This window comes from Bacteroides salyersiae WAL 10018 = DSM 18765 = JCM 12988 (assembly GCF_000381365.1).
GTDB classification, from domain to species: Bacteria; Bacteroidota; Bacteroidia; order Bacteroidales; family Bacteroidaceae; genus Bacteroides; species Bacteroides salyersiae.
The window spans coordinates 1817831-1835527 of sequence record NZ_KB905466.1; the positions used below are offsets into that span (position 1 = coordinate 1817831).

The window sequence follows — 17697 nt, forward strand, 5'->3', positions numbered from 1 at the left end:
CGTTTTATTAAATTATTTGTTTTTCTTGGCTGCGATAGCTTGATTGGCTGTAATAGCAATCATTCTATACACATCTTCAATAGAACAACCACGTGAAAGGTCGTTTACCGGACGGGCAATACCTTGCAGAATCGGACCGACAGCATCGGCGTGTCCCAAACGTTGCACTAATTTATAAGAAATATTACCGACTTCAAGACTCGGAACAATCAATACGTTGGCCGCACCTGCAATAGCTGACCCCGGCGCTTTGCTCGCACCAACCTCCGGAACCAAAGCTGCATCTGCCTGCAGTTCACCGTCAATAGCCAATGTAGGAGCCATTTCTTTGGCAATCTTCAATGCTTCAACCACTTTATCTACCACTTCGTGTTTAGCCGACCCTTTCGTTGAGAAGCTGAGCAATGCTACTTTAGGTTCCTCTATTCCGGCAACAGCCTTAGCAGTACCAGCCGTACAGATCGCAATCTGAGCCAACTGAGCAGCATCCGGAACCGGAGTCACGGCAACATCCCCCATCACAAGAATACCGTTCTTACCATATTCGGGAGCATGTGTCAACAACAACATAGCACCGGACACGGTAGTAATTCCCGGAATAGTCTTGATAATCTGAAGCGCAGGACGCAGTACATCACCGGTCGTATTGCGGGCACCGGCCAACTGTCCATCGGCATCCCCGTTCTTAATGATGAGACAACCCAGATACAACGGGTTAAGCACCAGCTTACGGGCCTCTTCGATAGTCATGCCTTTCTTTTTGCGAAGCTCGCACAATAACTGTGCATACTCTTCTTGTTTCGGATGATTCTCCGGGTCAATAATGGTAGCCTTACCGATATTTCCCAGTCCCCATTTTGTAGCAGCCTCATGAATCTCATCAGGGTTACCCAAAAGAATAAGGTCAGCAACTTCATCTGTCAAAATCTGATTGGCAGCTTTCAAAGTACGTTCTTCGGTTCCTTCCGGAAGAACAATGCGTTGGCGATCCGCTTTCGCACGCGCAACAATAGAGTTAATTAAATTGAGCATAGATATTTAAAATATGTATAAATTCGGTAGTAAGGTGTTATTCACGCCGCAAAAGTACACAATTTTGTAATATCTACATTGCAAAACGGGGCGTTTTTACGCCCCGAATCTACAATTATTATAATATTTAACACTAACGAATGATTTGTGGAGAGACTTTCTTGAATTGCTCCATACACATCCCGATAGATGCACCGATATAGGTAGGATCGCAGATCAAATATTTGGCACCATCATCCAATATGACATAATCGCCCGGTATCTCTTCCGTGAATCGAACAGCCGAAGCGATATGATTGGGGTAGTCGAGCAAAACGGCATCCAGTCCCAATAGATCTTTTACCAAAGTAGAATACAAAATAGCACGGTCTTCACAATCGCATGCCGGATAAAAGAAGTTTTCATCCAAAAAGAAAGGCTTTTCATAACCGAACTGATCTCCATCAGTCTGATACTCAAAACCGGTCTGAACAAATTCTATCAGAATATTGGCAGCCTCCTGTTGAGATTTTCCCTTAATAGCTTCTTGCAAAGGAGGATAAAGAGTCGCTTTCAACTCTTCACTCATCGGAGTGTGATAATAAACCGACACGTCGCATTGCGGATAACTCTTATAAAACTCCATCAGGTTCTTGTTCACTACTGTTTCCACTTTAACCGAACCGGATTCAGGAGATACGGATTCTGTGTGCTCAGCCATATCGAACTTCGGAACAGCGTCGATGGAAAGGGAAACATAGTTCTTCGCATTGGGAAAATCTTGTTTATAGGTATAAACTCCCATCGGCCCGTTTGTCTTCTCGGCATCAAATACATAATATTTCGTACCGTCTAATAATATATAAGGTATGCCATACAACACACCGGCCGGTGCTACCATCAATTTCAGCTTCTCATTGATCTTCGAAAGACGGACTTTATATCCCGATTTGTTCAAAATAAACATCTGCAAAAAAGCAATATCATCTTTTTGCTGCTCACCGTAAAGCTGCTCACCTATTTTCTTGGTAAACAATAAATAAGCCCAGTCGCTCATTTTCTTCTCTTCACGCAAAGTCATGCAATCCTTTATCAACTGCTCATGGTCTGCTTTGCAAAGCTGGCTCCATGCATCAGCGACGTCCGCTTCACGATTGCCGGCCAATGCCAGGTTTTCTATGGCATCGGTCGCTATTTCAAAAGCAGAGCCATAATAATTGACAGGAGTACGGTGTATCGGACGCCCTGTAACAGGCACCACCGGAACATCTATTTTCACAGACAGATAAGGCTGTCCCGGTACATATATCCCCGGAACCGGTTTGTCTGTAACAGCCGACAAAGAAGGTTTACCAATATCAACCGGTTTAATCTCCACGGGAGCCTGAGGCCGTTTTCCATCAAAAACAGGTTGTTTTTCCGGTTCCGGACGCACCGGAGCTTTCAAAGGATCAAACGCTTCAAACTTAACCCATGTTTCTCTGAGAAAAGTTTCAAAATCCGCATCGGCCTTATTCTTAAAGTCGTTAAACTCTTTCTGCTGCTGTTTCTGAAAATCATCGAATTCCTTCTCAAAATCCACTTCCTGAGCTTCCATTACAGTAGCAGAGAGGAGCCCTCCAAATACGAAAAGAAAAAAACACCTTATCTTGTTCATCTGTCTATCATTTTATCAATACCATCTCATAAAAAGCACAACGCTGATTGGCAGGCATCGAATAAACCCATTTCAATACACTCTGATAAGTAACCGCCTCCGTAAAAGGGACATTACTTTTCGTTGCAACCATCATAATATTGATTTTTTCATTGCCTTTGCCCGAATGTTTTTCCATAAGATAATCTACCGCATTACTAAAAGGAACCTTATATTCATGCCCGGCTTTCAACAGATTATTCGGTTCGTACGCATTGGGATAAAGCAACGCTCCACCCGTGCTGTCAAACCAGAAAAACTTCAGATAAGAGTCAGTTCCATGTACAGTCAACCGGCATGTAAACACATCCCCTTCTTTATACAGAGTCTCCACGCCTTTCACTTCAAGCGCATACGAACGATCCGGTTTATCGTCTTTTTGTACAGTGGCATCGATCGTTACTACTTTATAGAGGCTACGGCTATCCACATCCCACAATTCTTCTACTTTTTTATTGGTCACATTGACCATTCCTCCGATAGCAAGCACACTCATCTGTGAATATGCTTCATGGAATTCCGCCCCGTCATTTTGAGTGATCTGGCCAAAAACCGACCAGACACTCTCCATAACGCCCGCTTTTTGCAAGGCAGCTTTCTTCGCTTCCATGAAAGCACGTTCTTCGGCTTGCTTCAGAGTTATCTCATCACTAACCTGCCATCGTCCCTGAACACCTTTCACCTTTACAGTATTCTGTGCACAAAGAGTTCCGACAGGTATCAACAACAAAAAAGCTGTTATAAACCCCAGTAGCCTGATTATTTTCATTCAGTTTTCTAATTTTATAATTTGTCTTTAGTAACCGAGCTTATCCAGCTCCTTAGCCAAATCTTCCGATTTTTTCGCCAATTCTGCACGTACGGCACTGATAGCCGCCTTATTGGCCGCTTCCATACTGTATCCTAATGTCACCATCACTTCCACATTCTTGTTGTCCAATGTTCTGTACACTTCGACCAATGGCACTACACGACCCAATGTAGCAGAAATCACACTTTTGCTGGCACCGACCACACTCGAAAGACTGGCAGCTTCCTCCTGTCCCATATCATCGTTTGCCACTTTTGCTTCTATCAATTGAGATACTTTAGTCTGGATCTGTCCGGCCAGATCTATTTTGGCAGCATTCGTAGCCTGTAAAACTGCAGAAGACTGATTCCCCCCGATTGCTCTTGAAGAGGCAACATACCAGAACGGGGTTCCGTCCGGAGTCATCTCCGCCTGCTTCTGCCATGCGTTTTCAATCTGCTTGTCCAAAGGTAACTTACCGACCGGAGTTTTAAAGCCTTCCTTAGTCAATTTTTTAGCCTCTTTCCGTGCTTCCTTAATCGCTTTCTTCTGTAAATCCTTATTCAAAACTTTTTCCTGTTTTGCAATTTCTTTGTAATCTTCCTTGGTTGCTTTTTCCTGTGCAAATGAATTCACTGAAACCATCATAGCCAAAGCAGCAAAAACGCTGACTAATAAACTCTTTTTCATATTCGTCTTGTTTTTTAATTATTAATGTTCATACTTGAATTATGCGTTGTATTTATGCAAAAATAAATATATTTCCCTTTCTTTTTCTTTTTTCTCCTGTTTTTTTTCACAAAAAGAGCGGTAAAAGAAAATTCTTCACGGAAAGCAGTGACAACTCTATCAGTAATTTCATAACTTTGCCGCGTTTTCAAATTCAATAGGTAAAAAATATGATACGTCAGTGTGCCATTTTATTTGGCTGTTTGGCTTTGGGTGAATTGATTGTTTTTCTTACAGGGATCAAGCTCCCGTCCAGCATCATAGGAATGTTGCTGCTCACCCTCTTTCTGAAATTAGGTTGGATTAAATTGCAATGGGTGCAAGGCATGTCCGACTTTCTGGTTGCCAATCTCGGTTTCTTCTTTATCCCGCCGGGAGTGGCGCTCATGCTTTATTTTGACATTATTGCGGCACAATTCTGGCCGATAGTGATTGCAACCCTTATCAGTACCATCCTTGTGCTTATCGTTACCGGATGGGTTCATCAATTAGCACGGAAAATCAAATGAGTTATTTAGAAAATGAGTTTTTCTTGTTGGCGATTACCTTCGGGATTTATTTCTTCGCCAAATTACTGCAAAAGAAAACCGGATTTCTTTTGCTAAATCCTATTTTATTGACCATTGCCGTCCTGATCGTCTTTCTGAAAATGACGCATATCAGTTATGAAACATATAATAAAGGCGGGCATCTGATCGAGTTTTGGTTGAAACCGGCAGTTGTGGCGTTAGGAGTCCCGTTATACCTTCAATTGGAAACAATCAAAAAGCAGTTGTTACCTATCTTGCTGTCGCAACTGGCCGGTTGCTTTATCGGTGTTGTTTCCGTGGTATTGATAGCCAAATTAATGGGAGCATCTCAAGAGGTTATTCTGTCATTAGCTCCTAAATCGGTTACCACACCTATTGCCATGGAAGTAACTAAAACATTAGGAGGCATTCCCTCACTGACAGCCGCCGTAGTAGTTTGCGTAGGGTTGCTCGGTGCTATCCTCGGATTCAAGACAATGAAACTGATGCATGTAGGCAGCCCGATAGCCCAAGGTCTCTCCATGGGAACGGCCGCTCATGCAGTAGGAACTTCCACTGCTATGGATATCAGCAGTAAATACGGAGCATATGCCAGTTTGGGGTTAACTCTCAACGGCATATTTACCGCATTGTTAACACCGACTATTCTCCGATTATTGGGTATGTTATAACAAAAATGACTTATATTTGTTATATAATTATACACTAAAAAAGAAAACGACTTTATATGATAGATTTCAAAGATATCACACTTCAAGATAAAGATACCATCACGGGATATACAATGAACAGTTGTCGCCGCAATTGCGACCTTTCTTTCTCCAACCTCTGTAGTTGGAGATTCCTGTATCATACCAAATTTGCGATCGTCAACGATTGGCTGGTTTTTAAATTCTGGGCCGGTGAAAAGCTGGCGTATATGATGCCCGTAGGACAAGGAGACTTAAAAAAAGTGTTGGAAGCGCTTATTGAAAATGCCCGGCAGGAAGGGCAACCATTCTGCATGCTCGGTGTCTGTTCGTGTATGAGGGAAGAACTCGAAAACATCATGCCCGGACAATTCACATTTACAGCAGACAGAGACTATGCCGACTACATCTATCTCCGCACGGATCTCGCCACCCTGAAAGGGAAGAAATTTCAAGCAAAGCGAAACCATATCAATAAATTCCGTAACACATACGGTAATTACGAATATACCCCTATCACCCCCGATCGCATTCAGGAATGCCTTGATCTGGAAGCCGAATGGTGCAAAGTAAACAACTGCGACCAACAGGAAGGAACCGGTAATGAGCGCCGTGCCTTGATTTATGCATTGCACAATTTCGAAGCATTAGGACTGACAGGTGGAATTTTACATGTAGACGGTACAATTGTTGCTTTCACTTTCGGCATGCCGATCAACAAAGAGACTTTCGGCGTACATGTAGAAAAAGCCGACACAAATATCGACGGCGCTTATGCGATGATTAATTATGAATTTGCCAACCACATCCCGGAACAGTACATTTACATCAACCGAGAAGAAGATTTGGGAATTGAAGGATTACGCAAAGCCAAGTTATCTTATCAACCCGTAACTATTCTCGAAAAGTACATGGCGTGCCTGAAAGAGCAACCACAAAATATGATTAAATGGTAGAACAAACATCCATTTGACTCCTGCATAAAAAAATTCAAGTACACATCAAACACCCAAAGACATAAAAGGAAAATGATAAAGGAAAAAGTAAAGGCATTATGGAAACTTTGCTTTGAAGATAGCGAAGCGTTCATAGAAATGTATTTCCGGCTGCGTTACAACAATGAAGTAAACATCGCCATAGAAAGCGGTGATGAGGTTATTTCCGCACTTCAGATGCTTCCCTATCCTATGACTTTTTGTGGCAAACAGATCCAGACATCATATATCTCCGGCGCCTGTACCCACCCCGACTACCGGGGTAAGGGTGTAATGAAGGAACTATTATCACAGGCTTTAACGAAGATGCTGCACAACAATGTTATCTTAAGTACATTGATCCCGGCCGAACCCTGGTTATTCGATTATTATGCCCATATGGGATATGCACCGGTATTTTGCTATTCAGAAAACGATATTCCAGATCAAGATCGTTCTTCCACCGGTGTCTCCGTAAAGAGATTGACCGATGAACAGGAAGAGGTATATCAATACCTCAATCAAAAGATGAAAGAACGCCCCTGCTGTATCCAACACACTCAAACGGACTTTAAAGTTATTCTTGCCGATCTCGAAATAAGTAGAGGGAAAATGTATATAGCCATTTATGAAAAAAAGATAAGCGGAGTAGCAATTGTGTACCAACAAGAAAACAGATTACAAATAAGTGAATTGTTCGCAGAAAACAAAGAAATAGAAAAAGCTTTGCTCTACCATATCCAACAGGACAAAAAAAACGGTAAAGTCACACTCCTCACTCCTCCCGCGGTAAATGGCAAACCGTTCGTTTTGGGCATGGCACGTATCGTTGACGCGAAAACATTTCTCCAGATCTATGCGGCTTCCTATCCCAATATAGAAATGAACATTGAGCTCACAGACAAAGTATTGACGACAAACAACGGTTACTACTATCTCTGCAAGGGAAAATGCATGTTCAGTAAAGAACGCCTACCGGGAAGTCACTCACAATTGACCATTGGAGAATTATGCGAAAAAATTCTCCTCCCATTGAAGCCTTATATGAGTTTAATGCTCAATTAAAATACGTCATACAAAAACATCCTGTATATCCACTCCGAACAAGAATCCGGAAAACAGACATACAGGATGTTGTGGCATTCCAAAGAAAAAACTATATAAGATTAATCAGAGTCCGCTAAAATCCACTCCCTCAAATACCAATGACGGTATGCGCCAGGAAGAGGAAAGACGGGGATCATTTCCCGTTTCTACCAAAGAAGACCAGAGAGCCAGCATATTACCGGTCACATTCATTTCGGAAACCGGTTGAGTCAATTTTCCATTTTCAATGAGGAAACCCTCGATACCATAAGAGAAGTCTCCCGTAGAACTGTTGCAATTACCACCGTTAAAACCGGTGATCAGAATGCCTTTATCCACTTCTGCAACTAACCCGTCCAAATCGTTTTTGCCTGTTTGCAATACCAGAATAGACGGAGAATTTACCGTAGAAGCTGTTCCCATCTTCTTCGCATTATAAGTATCGATGAAATAAGTATTCAATATACCATTCTTAAAAACAGCCCGACGTTCAGTCGCAACTCCTTCACTGTCGAAATAACGGGCACCGGATGCCTGTACCAGATGAGGTTCATCCATCAAGGTCATTTTATCGGCAACCACTTTTTCATTCAGTTTATTCAGCAAGAAAGAATTTCTCTGCTGCAGGGCAGAACCATATAGCGCGCTTATCAACGGACCCAACAATTGACCGGCATTCAATGGGTCTACTACCATCGTATACTTACCGGACTTAACCTTCTTTTGTCCCACTTTACGCAAAGCACGTTCCAAAGCTTTACGCCCGATATCCCCCTTAACCAGCTTATCAAAATAAAGCGAAGACTCATACCAACCGGCAGAAGGACGTGCCTCTCCTTCTCCTTTTATTGCCACTTCGGCAGAAAGGGAATACCAACTACTCTTTGTTTCCCCTTCAAAGCCATTGCTGGTAAGTCTGTAACCAAAATTCTCTCCATCACTATAGGAAGAACCGACGGAAATAATACGTTCATCCCGTCCCAGTGCTTCCTCGGCAACAGCTTTAGCCAACGCAATCTTATCATCCGGCTGAATAGAAGAGAATTTAGGATCCAGAAGTTTCAAATCCGGTTTTCCCCCTTTATAATAGCGGGAAGCATCCGGCAATACACGAGCCTCGTCTTTTGCTAAATAACGCGTAGATTCGATACCGTTCGTTATAAATGTTTCCAGTTCTTTCTTGTCCAGACGATTGGTAGAATAAGTTCCATAGCGTCCGTCTACATATAAGAAGATAGTCAATCCGTTCTCTGAGGCTTGCTGCAAACGATCCATTTTGGCGTCGCGCAGTTCAAAAGAAGTGTTAGAACCGGAATAAAGGTTCACTTTTGCTTCCTGGCAACCGTTCTTTAAGGCATAATCCATTGCCCATTGAGCCAGTTTTTTATTGTTGTCTGATATCATAAGAGTTGAAAGTTGAGAGTTGAAAGTTGAAAGTTAGACAGAACTTCTGTCCGATGCTTCGACTTACAACTTTTGTTTCTTTTTATGTTTTAGTTTTCTCCTCCAACGGTCAGTTTACTAACCAATGCCGAAGGCATTCCACAGGTTACGGGACAAGACTGTCCGTCTTTGCCACAAGTCCAGGTACCATTATCAATCTTATCATTATCAGCCACCATTGTGATGTCTGCCAATGCTTTCGGACCGTTACCGATAATGTTAATATCCTTAATAGGTTGTGTCAGCTTTCCGTTTTCAATCAGATATCCCGATTTTACAAAGAAAGTAAAGTCACCCGCACCGATTTGCACCTGTCCGTTTGTAAACTGATCGACGAAGATTCCCTGTTTCACAGAAGCAATAATATCCTCTTCTTTCATATTTCCCGGTTCCATATACGTAGCACGCATACGCGGAATAGGTACATTACGGAATGTTTCCCGACGTCCGTTACCGGTAGGTGCAATGCCATAATGCCTGGCACTGATACGGTCGTGCATATAGCTTGTCAAAACCCCTTCCTTCACCAGATAGGTTTTCTGCCCGTCCACTCCCTCGTCATCGAAGTTTACAGAACCGCGATTAAACGGAATCGTACCGTCATCAATTACAGAGATGTGCTCATTGCATACTTTCTTATTCAACTGATCAGAGAAAATAGAAACATTTTTACGATTAAAATCAGCTTCAAATGCATGCCCGATAGCCTCATGCAACAAAATACCGGAACCGCCTGCCCCCATTACCACAGGCATCTCACCCCCTTTAGGTTTTATAGCCTTAAATAAAATGGCAGTATTATCCACCGCTTCACGTGCCAGTATTTCTACCAGATCATCCGAAAGGAATTCAAAACCTTTGCGATAAGCACGGGCGGCATAACTATTTTCCATTCTACCATTCTCTTCCATAATACAAACAGCACCCAGTGTCACCATCGGACGATAATCATAATACATCACCCCTTCACTATTACAGAAAAGAATATGAGAGGTCGTATCACTTTGGTTCGCCATTACTTTGGACACCCGTTTATCCAATGAGAATATCTTATCATTCAGTTTCTGCAAATAAGGCATCTTATCTTTCAAACTGACTTCTTCCCAAGAAGTAGTTACGGAATAATAATTTTTCTTCAAAGTCTTTGCCTTCAAGCCTACCGGCCCCGCCTTTTTGTTTCCGGAAGCAATCCGGGCCGCCGTACGTGCGGCATTCAACATATCATCGAGCGTCACATTTTCCACATAAGCATATCCGCTCTGGTCACCGGCAAGAACACGAACTCCCATACCGAAATCGATATACGAATTACAGCTGTTCACCGCTCCATCTTTCAATCCGATAACATTAGTAAAGGTATGTTCAAAGAAAAGATCGGCATAGTCTCCTCCCTTTTCAAGAGCGGCAGCCAATACCTTTCTCATATTTTCTTCACTCACTCCAAAATGGTTCATAGCCGATAAAAGAGCAGCTTTCTGATCGCCTCCCCCCATGGCTCCTTTTGCCGACGAAGGCATGGCAAGCACCGAACCGGCTGCCAGTGAGCCGAGTAATGCCATTCCTCCTGTTCTCAAGAAATTTCGTCTGTCCATATGTTTTTATTAATCAAGATTTTTTAGTCAACAAGCTTTCCAATTCTTCGGCATTGAGGCGAAGATAAAATTGGCCGCGATAAGCCACAGAAATAGCGCCGGTTTCTTCAGACACAATAATGGCATGTGCATCCGACTCCTGAGAAATTCCCATCGCAGCCCGATGGCGCAGTCCCAATTCCTTGGGAATATCCAAATTGTGCGAAACAGGCAATATACAACCTGCCGCTTTTATACGCTTTTTACTGATTACCATTGCCCCATCATGCAACGGGCTGTTTTTAAAAAAGATATTCTCTATCAAGCGCTGGTTTACATTGGCATTTATCAATTCACCAGTGCGGACAATATTATCCAAAGGCACATTATGTTCAATCACAATCAAAGCACCTACCTTCTGTTTTCCCATACTGATACATGCCATTACCACAGGCATAATATCTTCATGTTCCAAAGATTCTTTCTTATTTCCGGTGAAGAAACGGGCCAGAGCGCTGACATGCTGATGTGAACCCAATGTAAACAAGAAACGCCGTATTTCATCCTGAAACAATACAATCAAGGCCAACACACCCACATTCATCAATGTATTGAAAATAGAACCCAAAAGCTTCATTTCCAATACCTGAGTCACCACCAGCCATATCAAAATAAAAACCAGAATACCAGTAAAAACTTTGATAGAACCGGAAGCCTTCATCAACTTATAGACGTAATACAGCAGGAAAGCAACCAACAGAATATCAATGAAATCTTTTATACCGAATTCAAAAAACATCCCCGCAGCCATAGCTATTATTTGATATTCTCCCATAAACGCATTCAGAATTTATAACCGACTATTTTCTCTACCATCTTTACAGCCTCCACAGCTTCGCGCACATCATGCACCCGGATAATATCAGCCCCTTTCATCAAGGCTATCGTATCCAATACGGTAGTCCCATTCAACGCTTCCTGAGGAGTACTTCCAAACAGACGATAGATCATTGACTTTCTGGATATCCCAACCAATAAAGGCAGTTCGAACACTTTAAACTCCTCGAGATGTGCCATCAGTTCATAATTATGCTCCAATGTTTTCCCAAATCCGAAACCGGGGTCAAGAACAATGTCTTTCACTCCCAAATCACGCAATTGCTGTATTTTCTTTGCAAAATACATAAATATCTCTTTCAGAAGATTATCGTAATGTGGCTCCGTCTGCATGCTCTGTGGGGTGCCTTGCATATGCATCATGATGTAGGGTACCCCCAGACGGGCTACGGTTTCAAACATTTCCGAATCCATTTCACCGGCAGCAATATCATTAATAATGGCAACGCCATACTCTTTCACACACCACTCTGCCACATCAGCCCGGAAAGTATCTACCGAAATGATGGCATCCGGATGATTTCGTTTCAGAACCTCCAAGCCCATCCGTAAACGATGCATTTCCTCTTTCGAAGAGATATTCTCCGCATTCGGCCGGGAAGAGTAAGCACCAATATCGATTATAGAAGCACCTTCGCTCAATATTTGTTGCGCACGCTGCGCAATATCCGCTTCAGTCTGCATCCGGCTGCCGGCATAAAAAGAGTCTGGAGTAACATTCAGAATTCCCATCACTTGAGGGACAGAGAGATCGAGCAACTGCCCGTTAACATTCAAATATCTATGTACTAATGAGTTCATTAATCTCTTTGTTTCTGTTAGATTTATTGCAAATGTAGAGAAAAAAAGCAAGTTACCATGCATCATTGCAAGAAATAAACGTATATTTGCACACACCCCCAACTAAATAAAGACTATTGAGATGAAAGATCTTCCATATATAACAATAGGCAGATTTTCTGTACTATTCATTATACTGCTGCTAAGTACTACCACAATCGCCCAGAACAGGGAAATGAAAGAGTACAACGTAGATAGTACACTTTATGTATACTACCAGCAATGTAAGGCAAATATCCAATCACCGATCGTTTTGCCCATGTCCGATACCTTGTTTACGATGGCCCAAACCAAATCCGACCCAAGGATGCAAGCCGTTGCACTCTCTACAAAGCTCGATTATTATTACTTCAAAGGACAGGAAGACAGTATTATTGCATGGGTAGAGCGCGTAAAAAAATTCGCACAAGAGACAGAGCAATCCAAATATTATTATTTCGCCTGGGGAAAACGATTAATTCTATTTTATATCAAAAACGGAAAATTCAATACAGCTCTTTATGAAGCTCAAAATATGCTGAGAGAAGCACAGCAAGAAGATAATAAAGAAGGTATTGCCTATTGTTATGATTGTATCGGTGATATATACATTCTGAAAAGACTCAGACAGCAAGCAATCGACGCCAAACTAAAGGCTATCGAAATAATAGAAACATACCATTTGAACGCCTATAATCTACATAGTAAATACATGTCGGTAGCTAAGTTGTACAATGACATGCTACAACCGCAAAAAGCTAACGACATAATAAAAAAAGCGGAAAAGCTCGTACATAACAACAACCAGGCATTCGAACAAAAATTACAGTATGTAGCCTACTATTTAAGGGTTAACCAATTGGAAAAAGCTCAAAAAGCCCTTGAAGAAGCGGAAGAACTCTTTAAGCATGACAAAACACTAATCAACAGGCAAAAGAATTTAATAATTTCCCGAGAAAGTTATTACAAACAAACCAAACAGTATCAAAAAGCACTGCAAGCTTTAGAAGAACAGGAAAAACTTGCGGCCGAGATGGGAGAAACACAACTGGGTCTGGAAGTTAAAATGAGAAAAGGGCAAACCTATTATTGGATGAGACAAAAGGATCTGGCAGCCGATTATCTGTATGACTATATCAATCTGGCAGACTCAATAAATAATATAAACGAGCAGGCGGCCATTACTGAATTTTCTTCACTTCTAAATTTTGAAAAGATTAAAATCGAAAAAAAAGAACTGGAGCTAAAAGCGAAAGAAGCCGAATTAAAACACAACCGCAGCTTCATCCTACTATTGGTGAGTACTCTTTTCATCGTGTTTATTCTGTTCTATAGAGAATTCTACTTGAACAAAAAATTGAAACACTCCAAAAAGTTGCTTCTTATCAAAAACCAAGAGTTGACAGAATCAGAAAACAATCTGCGCAAAGCACGGGATAAGGCAGAAAAAGCCAGCAATATGAAAACCTCGTTCATCCGCAACATGACACATGAAATACGAACTCCGCTCAACTCTATCGTAGGGTTCTCCCAAGTTATTTCCAGCCAGTTCAAGAAGGACGATGAAACACATGAGTTTGCCAATCTGATAGAAAAAAACAGTGACAAACTATTAAAATTGATAGATGATGTATTAGAACTATCAGATTTAGAATCGAGCGAAGACATGGAGCTTGAAAGCACCAATATTCATATTTGTTGTGAACAAGCTCTTTCCAAAATCCAACCTTATATATCAAAGGATGTCAGCCTTGAATTCCATCCGGGGAACAGCGAACTCTTTATCCATACGAATAAAGAAGCCGTATCCAAAATACTCTTCAATTTACTACATAACGCCGCCAAATTCACAGAGAAAGGAAAGATCACACTTGCGTACTCTTTATCGGAAGCAAAAGATCAGATTTCCATCAGCGTTACGGATACAGGCATAGGCATACCTGCCGATAAACAAGAAATAATATTCGAGCGCTTCACTAAAGTGAGCAATTTCTCACAAGGGTGCGGACTCGGACTCGCACTCAGCAAGCTATTAGCCCAAAAGTTAGGGGGAAATCTCGTAATAGACAAAACAAACAAAACAGGAAGCCGTTTCGTTTTAACTCTTCCCGTGCAATAATATTATTTTCAAGTTTATCGAATGACATTAAATATAAAATTCCTGGTGATATGGATTATAATCCAACGATAAAAAGCCCGATCTGTTTTATTTCTTCATCAACTTCATATCATAATCAAAGTTTTTTGTGTAAGTTTGCCCGCGTCTTTCAATTATAAAAACATGGAAATTTCTACCCTTTATCAAATATTTCTAAACTGTGGTACAGTAACCACCGACAGTAGAAACTGTCCGAAAGGTTCTTTATTCATTGCGCTCAAAGGTGACTCATTTAATGGCAATGCTTTCGCTGCACAAGCCTTAAATGATGGCTGTGCATATGCAGTCATTGACGAAACAGGCCATAATCCAAAAGATGACGAACGTTATATTCTGGTGGACAACTGTTTGGAAACGTTACAACAGCTTGCTAATTATCACCGTCGCCAATTGGGCACACGCATCATAGGAATTACCGGAACGAATGGTAAAACAACCACCAAAGAATTAATATCCGCAGTATTGTCACAATCCTATCATGTACTTTATACCTTGGGAAACCTGAATAACCACATCGGGGTTCCCACCACTTTGCTACGCTTAAAGGCAGAACACGATCTGGCGGTCATCGAAATGGGTGCCAACCACCCGGGAGAAATTAAATTCTTATCTAATATTGCGGAACCGGATTACGGTATCATTACCAATGTAGGTAAAGCCCATCTGGAAGGATTCGGCTCATTTGAGGGGGTTATAAAAACGAAAGGAGAACTTTATGACTTCTTGCGTAAAAAAGAAAATTCCACTATCTTCATTCATCACGATAATCCCCATCTCATGAATATAGCTTCCGGGCTTAACAAGATTTTTTATGGAAGCGAAGAAAACCTCTATATTAATGGCCGTGTGACCGGAAACTCTCCTTATCTCACTTTTGAATGGAAAGCAGGAAAAGACGGTGAGAAACATGAAGTGCAAACACAGCTTATCGGAGAATACAACTTTCCCAATGCATTAGCCGCCATTACCATCGGGACATTCTTTGGAGTAGAAGCGGATAAAATCAATGAAGCACTTTCTAATTATACCCCTCAAAACAATCGTTCGCAACTTAAGAAGACAGCCGATAATACGCTGATTATCGATGCCTATAATGCAAATCCAACAAGCATGATGGCCGCATTGGAGAACTTCAACCGGATGAAAGTCAAACACAAAATGCTCATATTAGGAGACATGCGTGAGTTAGGTGCAGAAAGCGCAGCAGAACATCAAAAAATAGTAGATTTCATCAAAGAATGCGAATTTGAAAAAGTAATATTGGTCGGCAATCAGTTTACGGCAGCCCGCCATTCTTATCAAACATATGCCAATACCCAAGAACTTATACAAGCACTACAGAATAACACACCCAAAGACCATACTATCCTGATAAAAGGTTCCAATGGAATAAGACTGAGTTCAATAGTAGATTATCTGTAATCTACTATTGAATCTTTATCGATTACCGCTTCAGTATACGGGGGCGCACTACATAATAAGCCACCAGACTTGCCAAGACCGCCCCTGTAGCATTCGCAGCAAAATCCAGCCAATCTCCACCACGGTAAGTGGTACAATACTCCTGCAATAGCTCTACACATCCGCTAAACAGCACCGGACAGAAAAACGCCCCTATCCATGCATGCCACATCGGAGCCGGTACTTTTCTATGAGTACGTAAAAACTCGAGCCATAGCATACCGGACATTCCAAAATACATACAAAGATGAACAATCTTATCAATGTTCGGTATCTTGCTCAGTTCAGTTGAAGGCGGTTTAAAAAACGATAAATAGATAACCGTCAGAATAATTATTATAGAAACAGGATATTTCTTAATATAGTAAAGCATATCTAAATAAATTACAGATGAGTGGCAAATATAAGGAACATTTTCTATATTTGCATGTTTTAGATAAAAAACATATCGAATTGTAAGATAAAAAAGCTTTTATGACGAAAAATGACAGGGCGAATTTTGGTAGTAAGTTAGGTGTAATACTTGCCTCTGCAGGCTCAGCCGTAGGATTAGGTAACATCTGGAGATTTCCATATGAAACCGGCAATCATGGCGGCGCCGCCTTTATCATTATTTATCTGGGATGTATCCTTTTATTGGGTATGCCTATCATGGTATCCGAATTCCTTATCGGCCGGCATTCACGTGCCAATACGGCAAGAGCTTATCAGAAGTTAGCTCCGGGCACTCATTGGCGTTGGGTGGGCCGGATGGGTGTACTGGCGGGATTTCTTATTCTCAGTTACTATTCGGTAGTAGCCGGCTGGACACTTGAATACATTATCGAAGCGGTAACCAATCGTTTTGCAGGAAAAACGCCCGATGAGTTCATTTCTTCTTTCCAAGCTTTTTCAAGTAGCCCTTGGCGACCGATACTGTGGTTGACCCTATTTCTATTAGGAACTCATTTCATCATAGTGAAAGGCGTCGAGAAAGGAATTGAAAAATCATCTAAAATAATGATGCCCCTACTATTTATCATTATTCTTATTCTGGTAGTATGTTCGGTTTCTTTGCCGGGTGCAAACAAAGGGATCGAGTTTCTGCTAAAACCGGATTTCAGCAAAGTAAACGGGAATGTATTCCTAAGCGCCATGGGGCAAGCTTTCTTCTCCCTTAGTCTGGGCATGGGGTGTCTCTGTACTTATGCTTCCTATTTCAACAAAGAGACCAATCTGACAAAAACAGCTTTCAGTGTAGGAATCATCGATACGCTGGTGGCAATCCTGGCCGGCTTTATTATTTTCCCAGCAGCTTTTTCTGTAGGCATACAGCCTGATGCCGGGCCAAGTCTCATCTTTATTACTCTGCCCAATGTGTTCCAACAGGCATTTAGCGGCATCCCGATATTAGCATATATCTTTTCAGTGATGTTTTATGTATTGCTCGCCGTAGCAGCACTTACATCGACCATTTCCATGCACGAGGTAGTTACCGCTTATTTGCATGAAGAGTTTAAATTCACGAGAAAACGTGCAGCACAACTGGTTACAGGCGGATGTATTTTCTTAGGTATATTTTGCTCGCTCTCACTCGGAGTGACTAAAAACATCACCGTATTCGGATTGGGTATGTTCGACTTATTCGACTTTGTCACTGCCAAAATCATGTTGCCTCTCGGCGGGTTATGCGTTTCCATATTCACCGGATGGTATCTCGACAAGAAAATCGTATGGAGCGAGATAACCAATAACGGTTCGCTCAAAATACCGGTTTATAAACTTATCATTTTTATATTGAAATATATTGCACCTATAGCAATTTCCTGTATCTTTATCAACGAACTGGGATTGCTTAAATAAC

16 protein-coding genes are annotated in these 17697 nt (G+C 41.6%); 7 read left to right on the plus strand and 9 right to left on the minus strand.

The window, feature by feature from the left end:
- Positions 1 to 12 precede the first annotated feature (12 nt).
- The 4 genes from pta to HMPREF1532_RS06995 all read right to left on the minus strand — a co-directional run bounded on the left by pta (position 13) and on the right by HMPREF1532_RS06995 (position 4187).
- Complete coding sequence (pta, locus tag HMPREF1532_RS06980) at positions 13 to 1032, minus strand: phosphate acetyltransferase (RefSeq protein ID WP_005926837.1); 1020 nt, start codon at positions 1030 to 1032, stop codon at positions 13 to 15.
- A gap of 133 nt (positions 1033 to 1165) precedes the next feature.
- A complete protein-coding gene (locus HMPREF1532_RS06985; protein WP_005926839.1) occupies positions 1166 to 2668 on the minus strand; it encodes a hypothetical protein in 1503 nt (500 codons plus the stop codon).
- Between the two features lie 7 nt (positions 2669 to 2675).
- Positions 2676 to 3476, minus strand: a complete 801-nt coding sequence (locus HMPREF1532_RS06990) for a DUF4384 domain-containing protein (RefSeq protein ID WP_005926841.1) — start codon at positions 3474 to 3476, stop codon at positions 2676 to 2678.
- Between the two features lie 27 nt (positions 3477 to 3503).
- Positions 3504 to 4187, minus strand: a complete 684-nt coding sequence (locus HMPREF1532_RS06995; RefSeq protein WP_005926843.1) for a hypothetical protein — start codon at positions 4185 to 4187, stop codon at positions 3504 to 3506.
- A 209-nt stretch (positions 4188 to 4396) separates the two neighbouring features.
- Between HMPREF1532_RS06995 and HMPREF1532_RS07005 the strand changes: the two genes are divergently transcribed.
- The 4 genes from HMPREF1532_RS07005 (at position 4397) to HMPREF1532_RS07020 (ending at position 7484) form a co-directional block, all read left to right on the plus strand.
- Complete coding sequence (locus tag HMPREF1532_RS07005) at positions 4397 to 4735, plus strand: CidA/LrgA family protein (RefSeq protein WP_005926846.1); 339 nt, start codon at positions 4397 to 4399, stop codon at positions 4733 to 4735.
- Positions 4732 to 5427 carry an LrgB family protein gene (locus tag HMPREF1532_RS07010; protein ID WP_005926849.1) on the plus strand — a complete coding sequence of 232 codons (696 nt, stop codon included), beginning with the start codon at positions 4732 to 4734 and terminating at the stop codon, positions 5425 to 5427. The genes HMPREF1532_RS07005 and HMPREF1532_RS07010 overlap by 4 nt, the downstream gene beginning before the upstream one ends.
- 56 nt (positions 5428 to 5483) lie before the next feature.
- Entirely contained in the window at positions 5484 to 6401 is a 918-nt protein-coding gene (locus HMPREF1532_RS07015) for a DUF2156 domain-containing protein (protein ID WP_005926852.1), read from the plus strand.
- 72 nt (positions 6402 to 6473) lie between these two features.
- On the plus strand, positions 6474 to 7484 hold the full coding sequence (locus HMPREF1532_RS07020) for a GNAT family N-acetyltransferase (protein ID WP_005926855.1): 1011 nt from the start codon (positions 6474 to 6476) through the stop codon (positions 7482 to 7484).
- 105 nt (positions 7485 to 7589) lie between these two features.
- Here HMPREF1532_RS07020 and HMPREF1532_RS07025 read toward each other — a convergent pair whose 3' ends face one another.
- From HMPREF1532_RS07025 to folP, 4 genes are all read right to left on the minus strand, one after another.
- Positions 7590 to 8909 (minus strand): TldD/PmbA family protein, encoded by a 1320-nt coding sequence (locus HMPREF1532_RS07025; protein WP_025819139.1) that lies wholly within the window; start codon positions 8907 to 8909, stop codon positions 7590 to 7592.
- Positions 8910 to 8998: 89 nt separating this feature from the next.
- Positions 8999 to 10540, minus strand: a complete 1542-nt coding sequence (locus tag HMPREF1532_RS07030; RefSeq protein ID WP_005926861.1) for a TldD/PmbA family protein — start codon at positions 10538 to 10540, stop codon at positions 8999 to 9001.
- Between the two features lie 13 nt (positions 10541 to 10553).
- A complete protein-coding gene (gene cdaA / locus HMPREF1532_RS07035) occupies positions 10554 to 11318 on the minus strand; it encodes a diadenylate cyclase CdaA (protein WP_025819138.1) in 765 nt (254 codons plus the stop codon).
- Positions 11319 to 11362: 44 nt separating this feature from the next.
- Positions 11363 to 12217, minus strand: coding sequence for a dihydropteroate synthase (folP, locus tag HMPREF1532_RS07040; protein WP_005926867.1), 855 nt, complete (start codon positions 12215 to 12217; stop codon positions 11363 to 11365).
- A 121-nt stretch (positions 12218 to 12338) separates the two neighbouring features.
- Between folP and HMPREF1532_RS07045 the strand changes: the two genes are divergently transcribed.
- Positions 12339 to 14354 (plus strand): sensor histidine kinase, encoded by a 2016-nt coding sequence (locus tag HMPREF1532_RS07045; protein WP_005926888.1) that lies wholly within the window; start codon positions 12339 to 12341, stop codon positions 14352 to 14354.
- Positions 14355 to 14516: 162 nt separating this feature from the next.
- Positions 14517 to 15815, plus strand: coding sequence for a UDP-N-acetylmuramoyl-tripeptide--D-alanyl-D-alanine ligase (locus tag HMPREF1532_RS07050; RefSeq protein ID WP_005926890.1), 1299 nt, complete (start codon positions 14517 to 14519; stop codon positions 15813 to 15815).
- A gap of 22 nt (positions 15816 to 15837) precedes the next feature.
- Here HMPREF1532_RS07050 and HMPREF1532_RS07055 read toward each other — a convergent pair whose 3' ends face one another.
- Entirely contained in the window at positions 15838 to 16227 is a 390-nt protein-coding gene (locus HMPREF1532_RS07055) for a VanZ family protein (RefSeq protein WP_005926892.1), read from the minus strand.
- A gap of 101 nt (positions 16228 to 16328) precedes the next feature.
- On the opposite strand from HMPREF1532_RS07055, the gene HMPREF1532_RS07060 reads away from it, so the two are divergent.
- A complete protein-coding gene (locus HMPREF1532_RS07060) occupies positions 16329 to 17696 on the plus strand; it encodes a sodium-dependent transporter (RefSeq protein ID WP_005926894.1) in 1368 nt (455 codons plus the stop codon).
- The last annotated feature ends 1 nt before the right edge of the window (position 17697 follow it).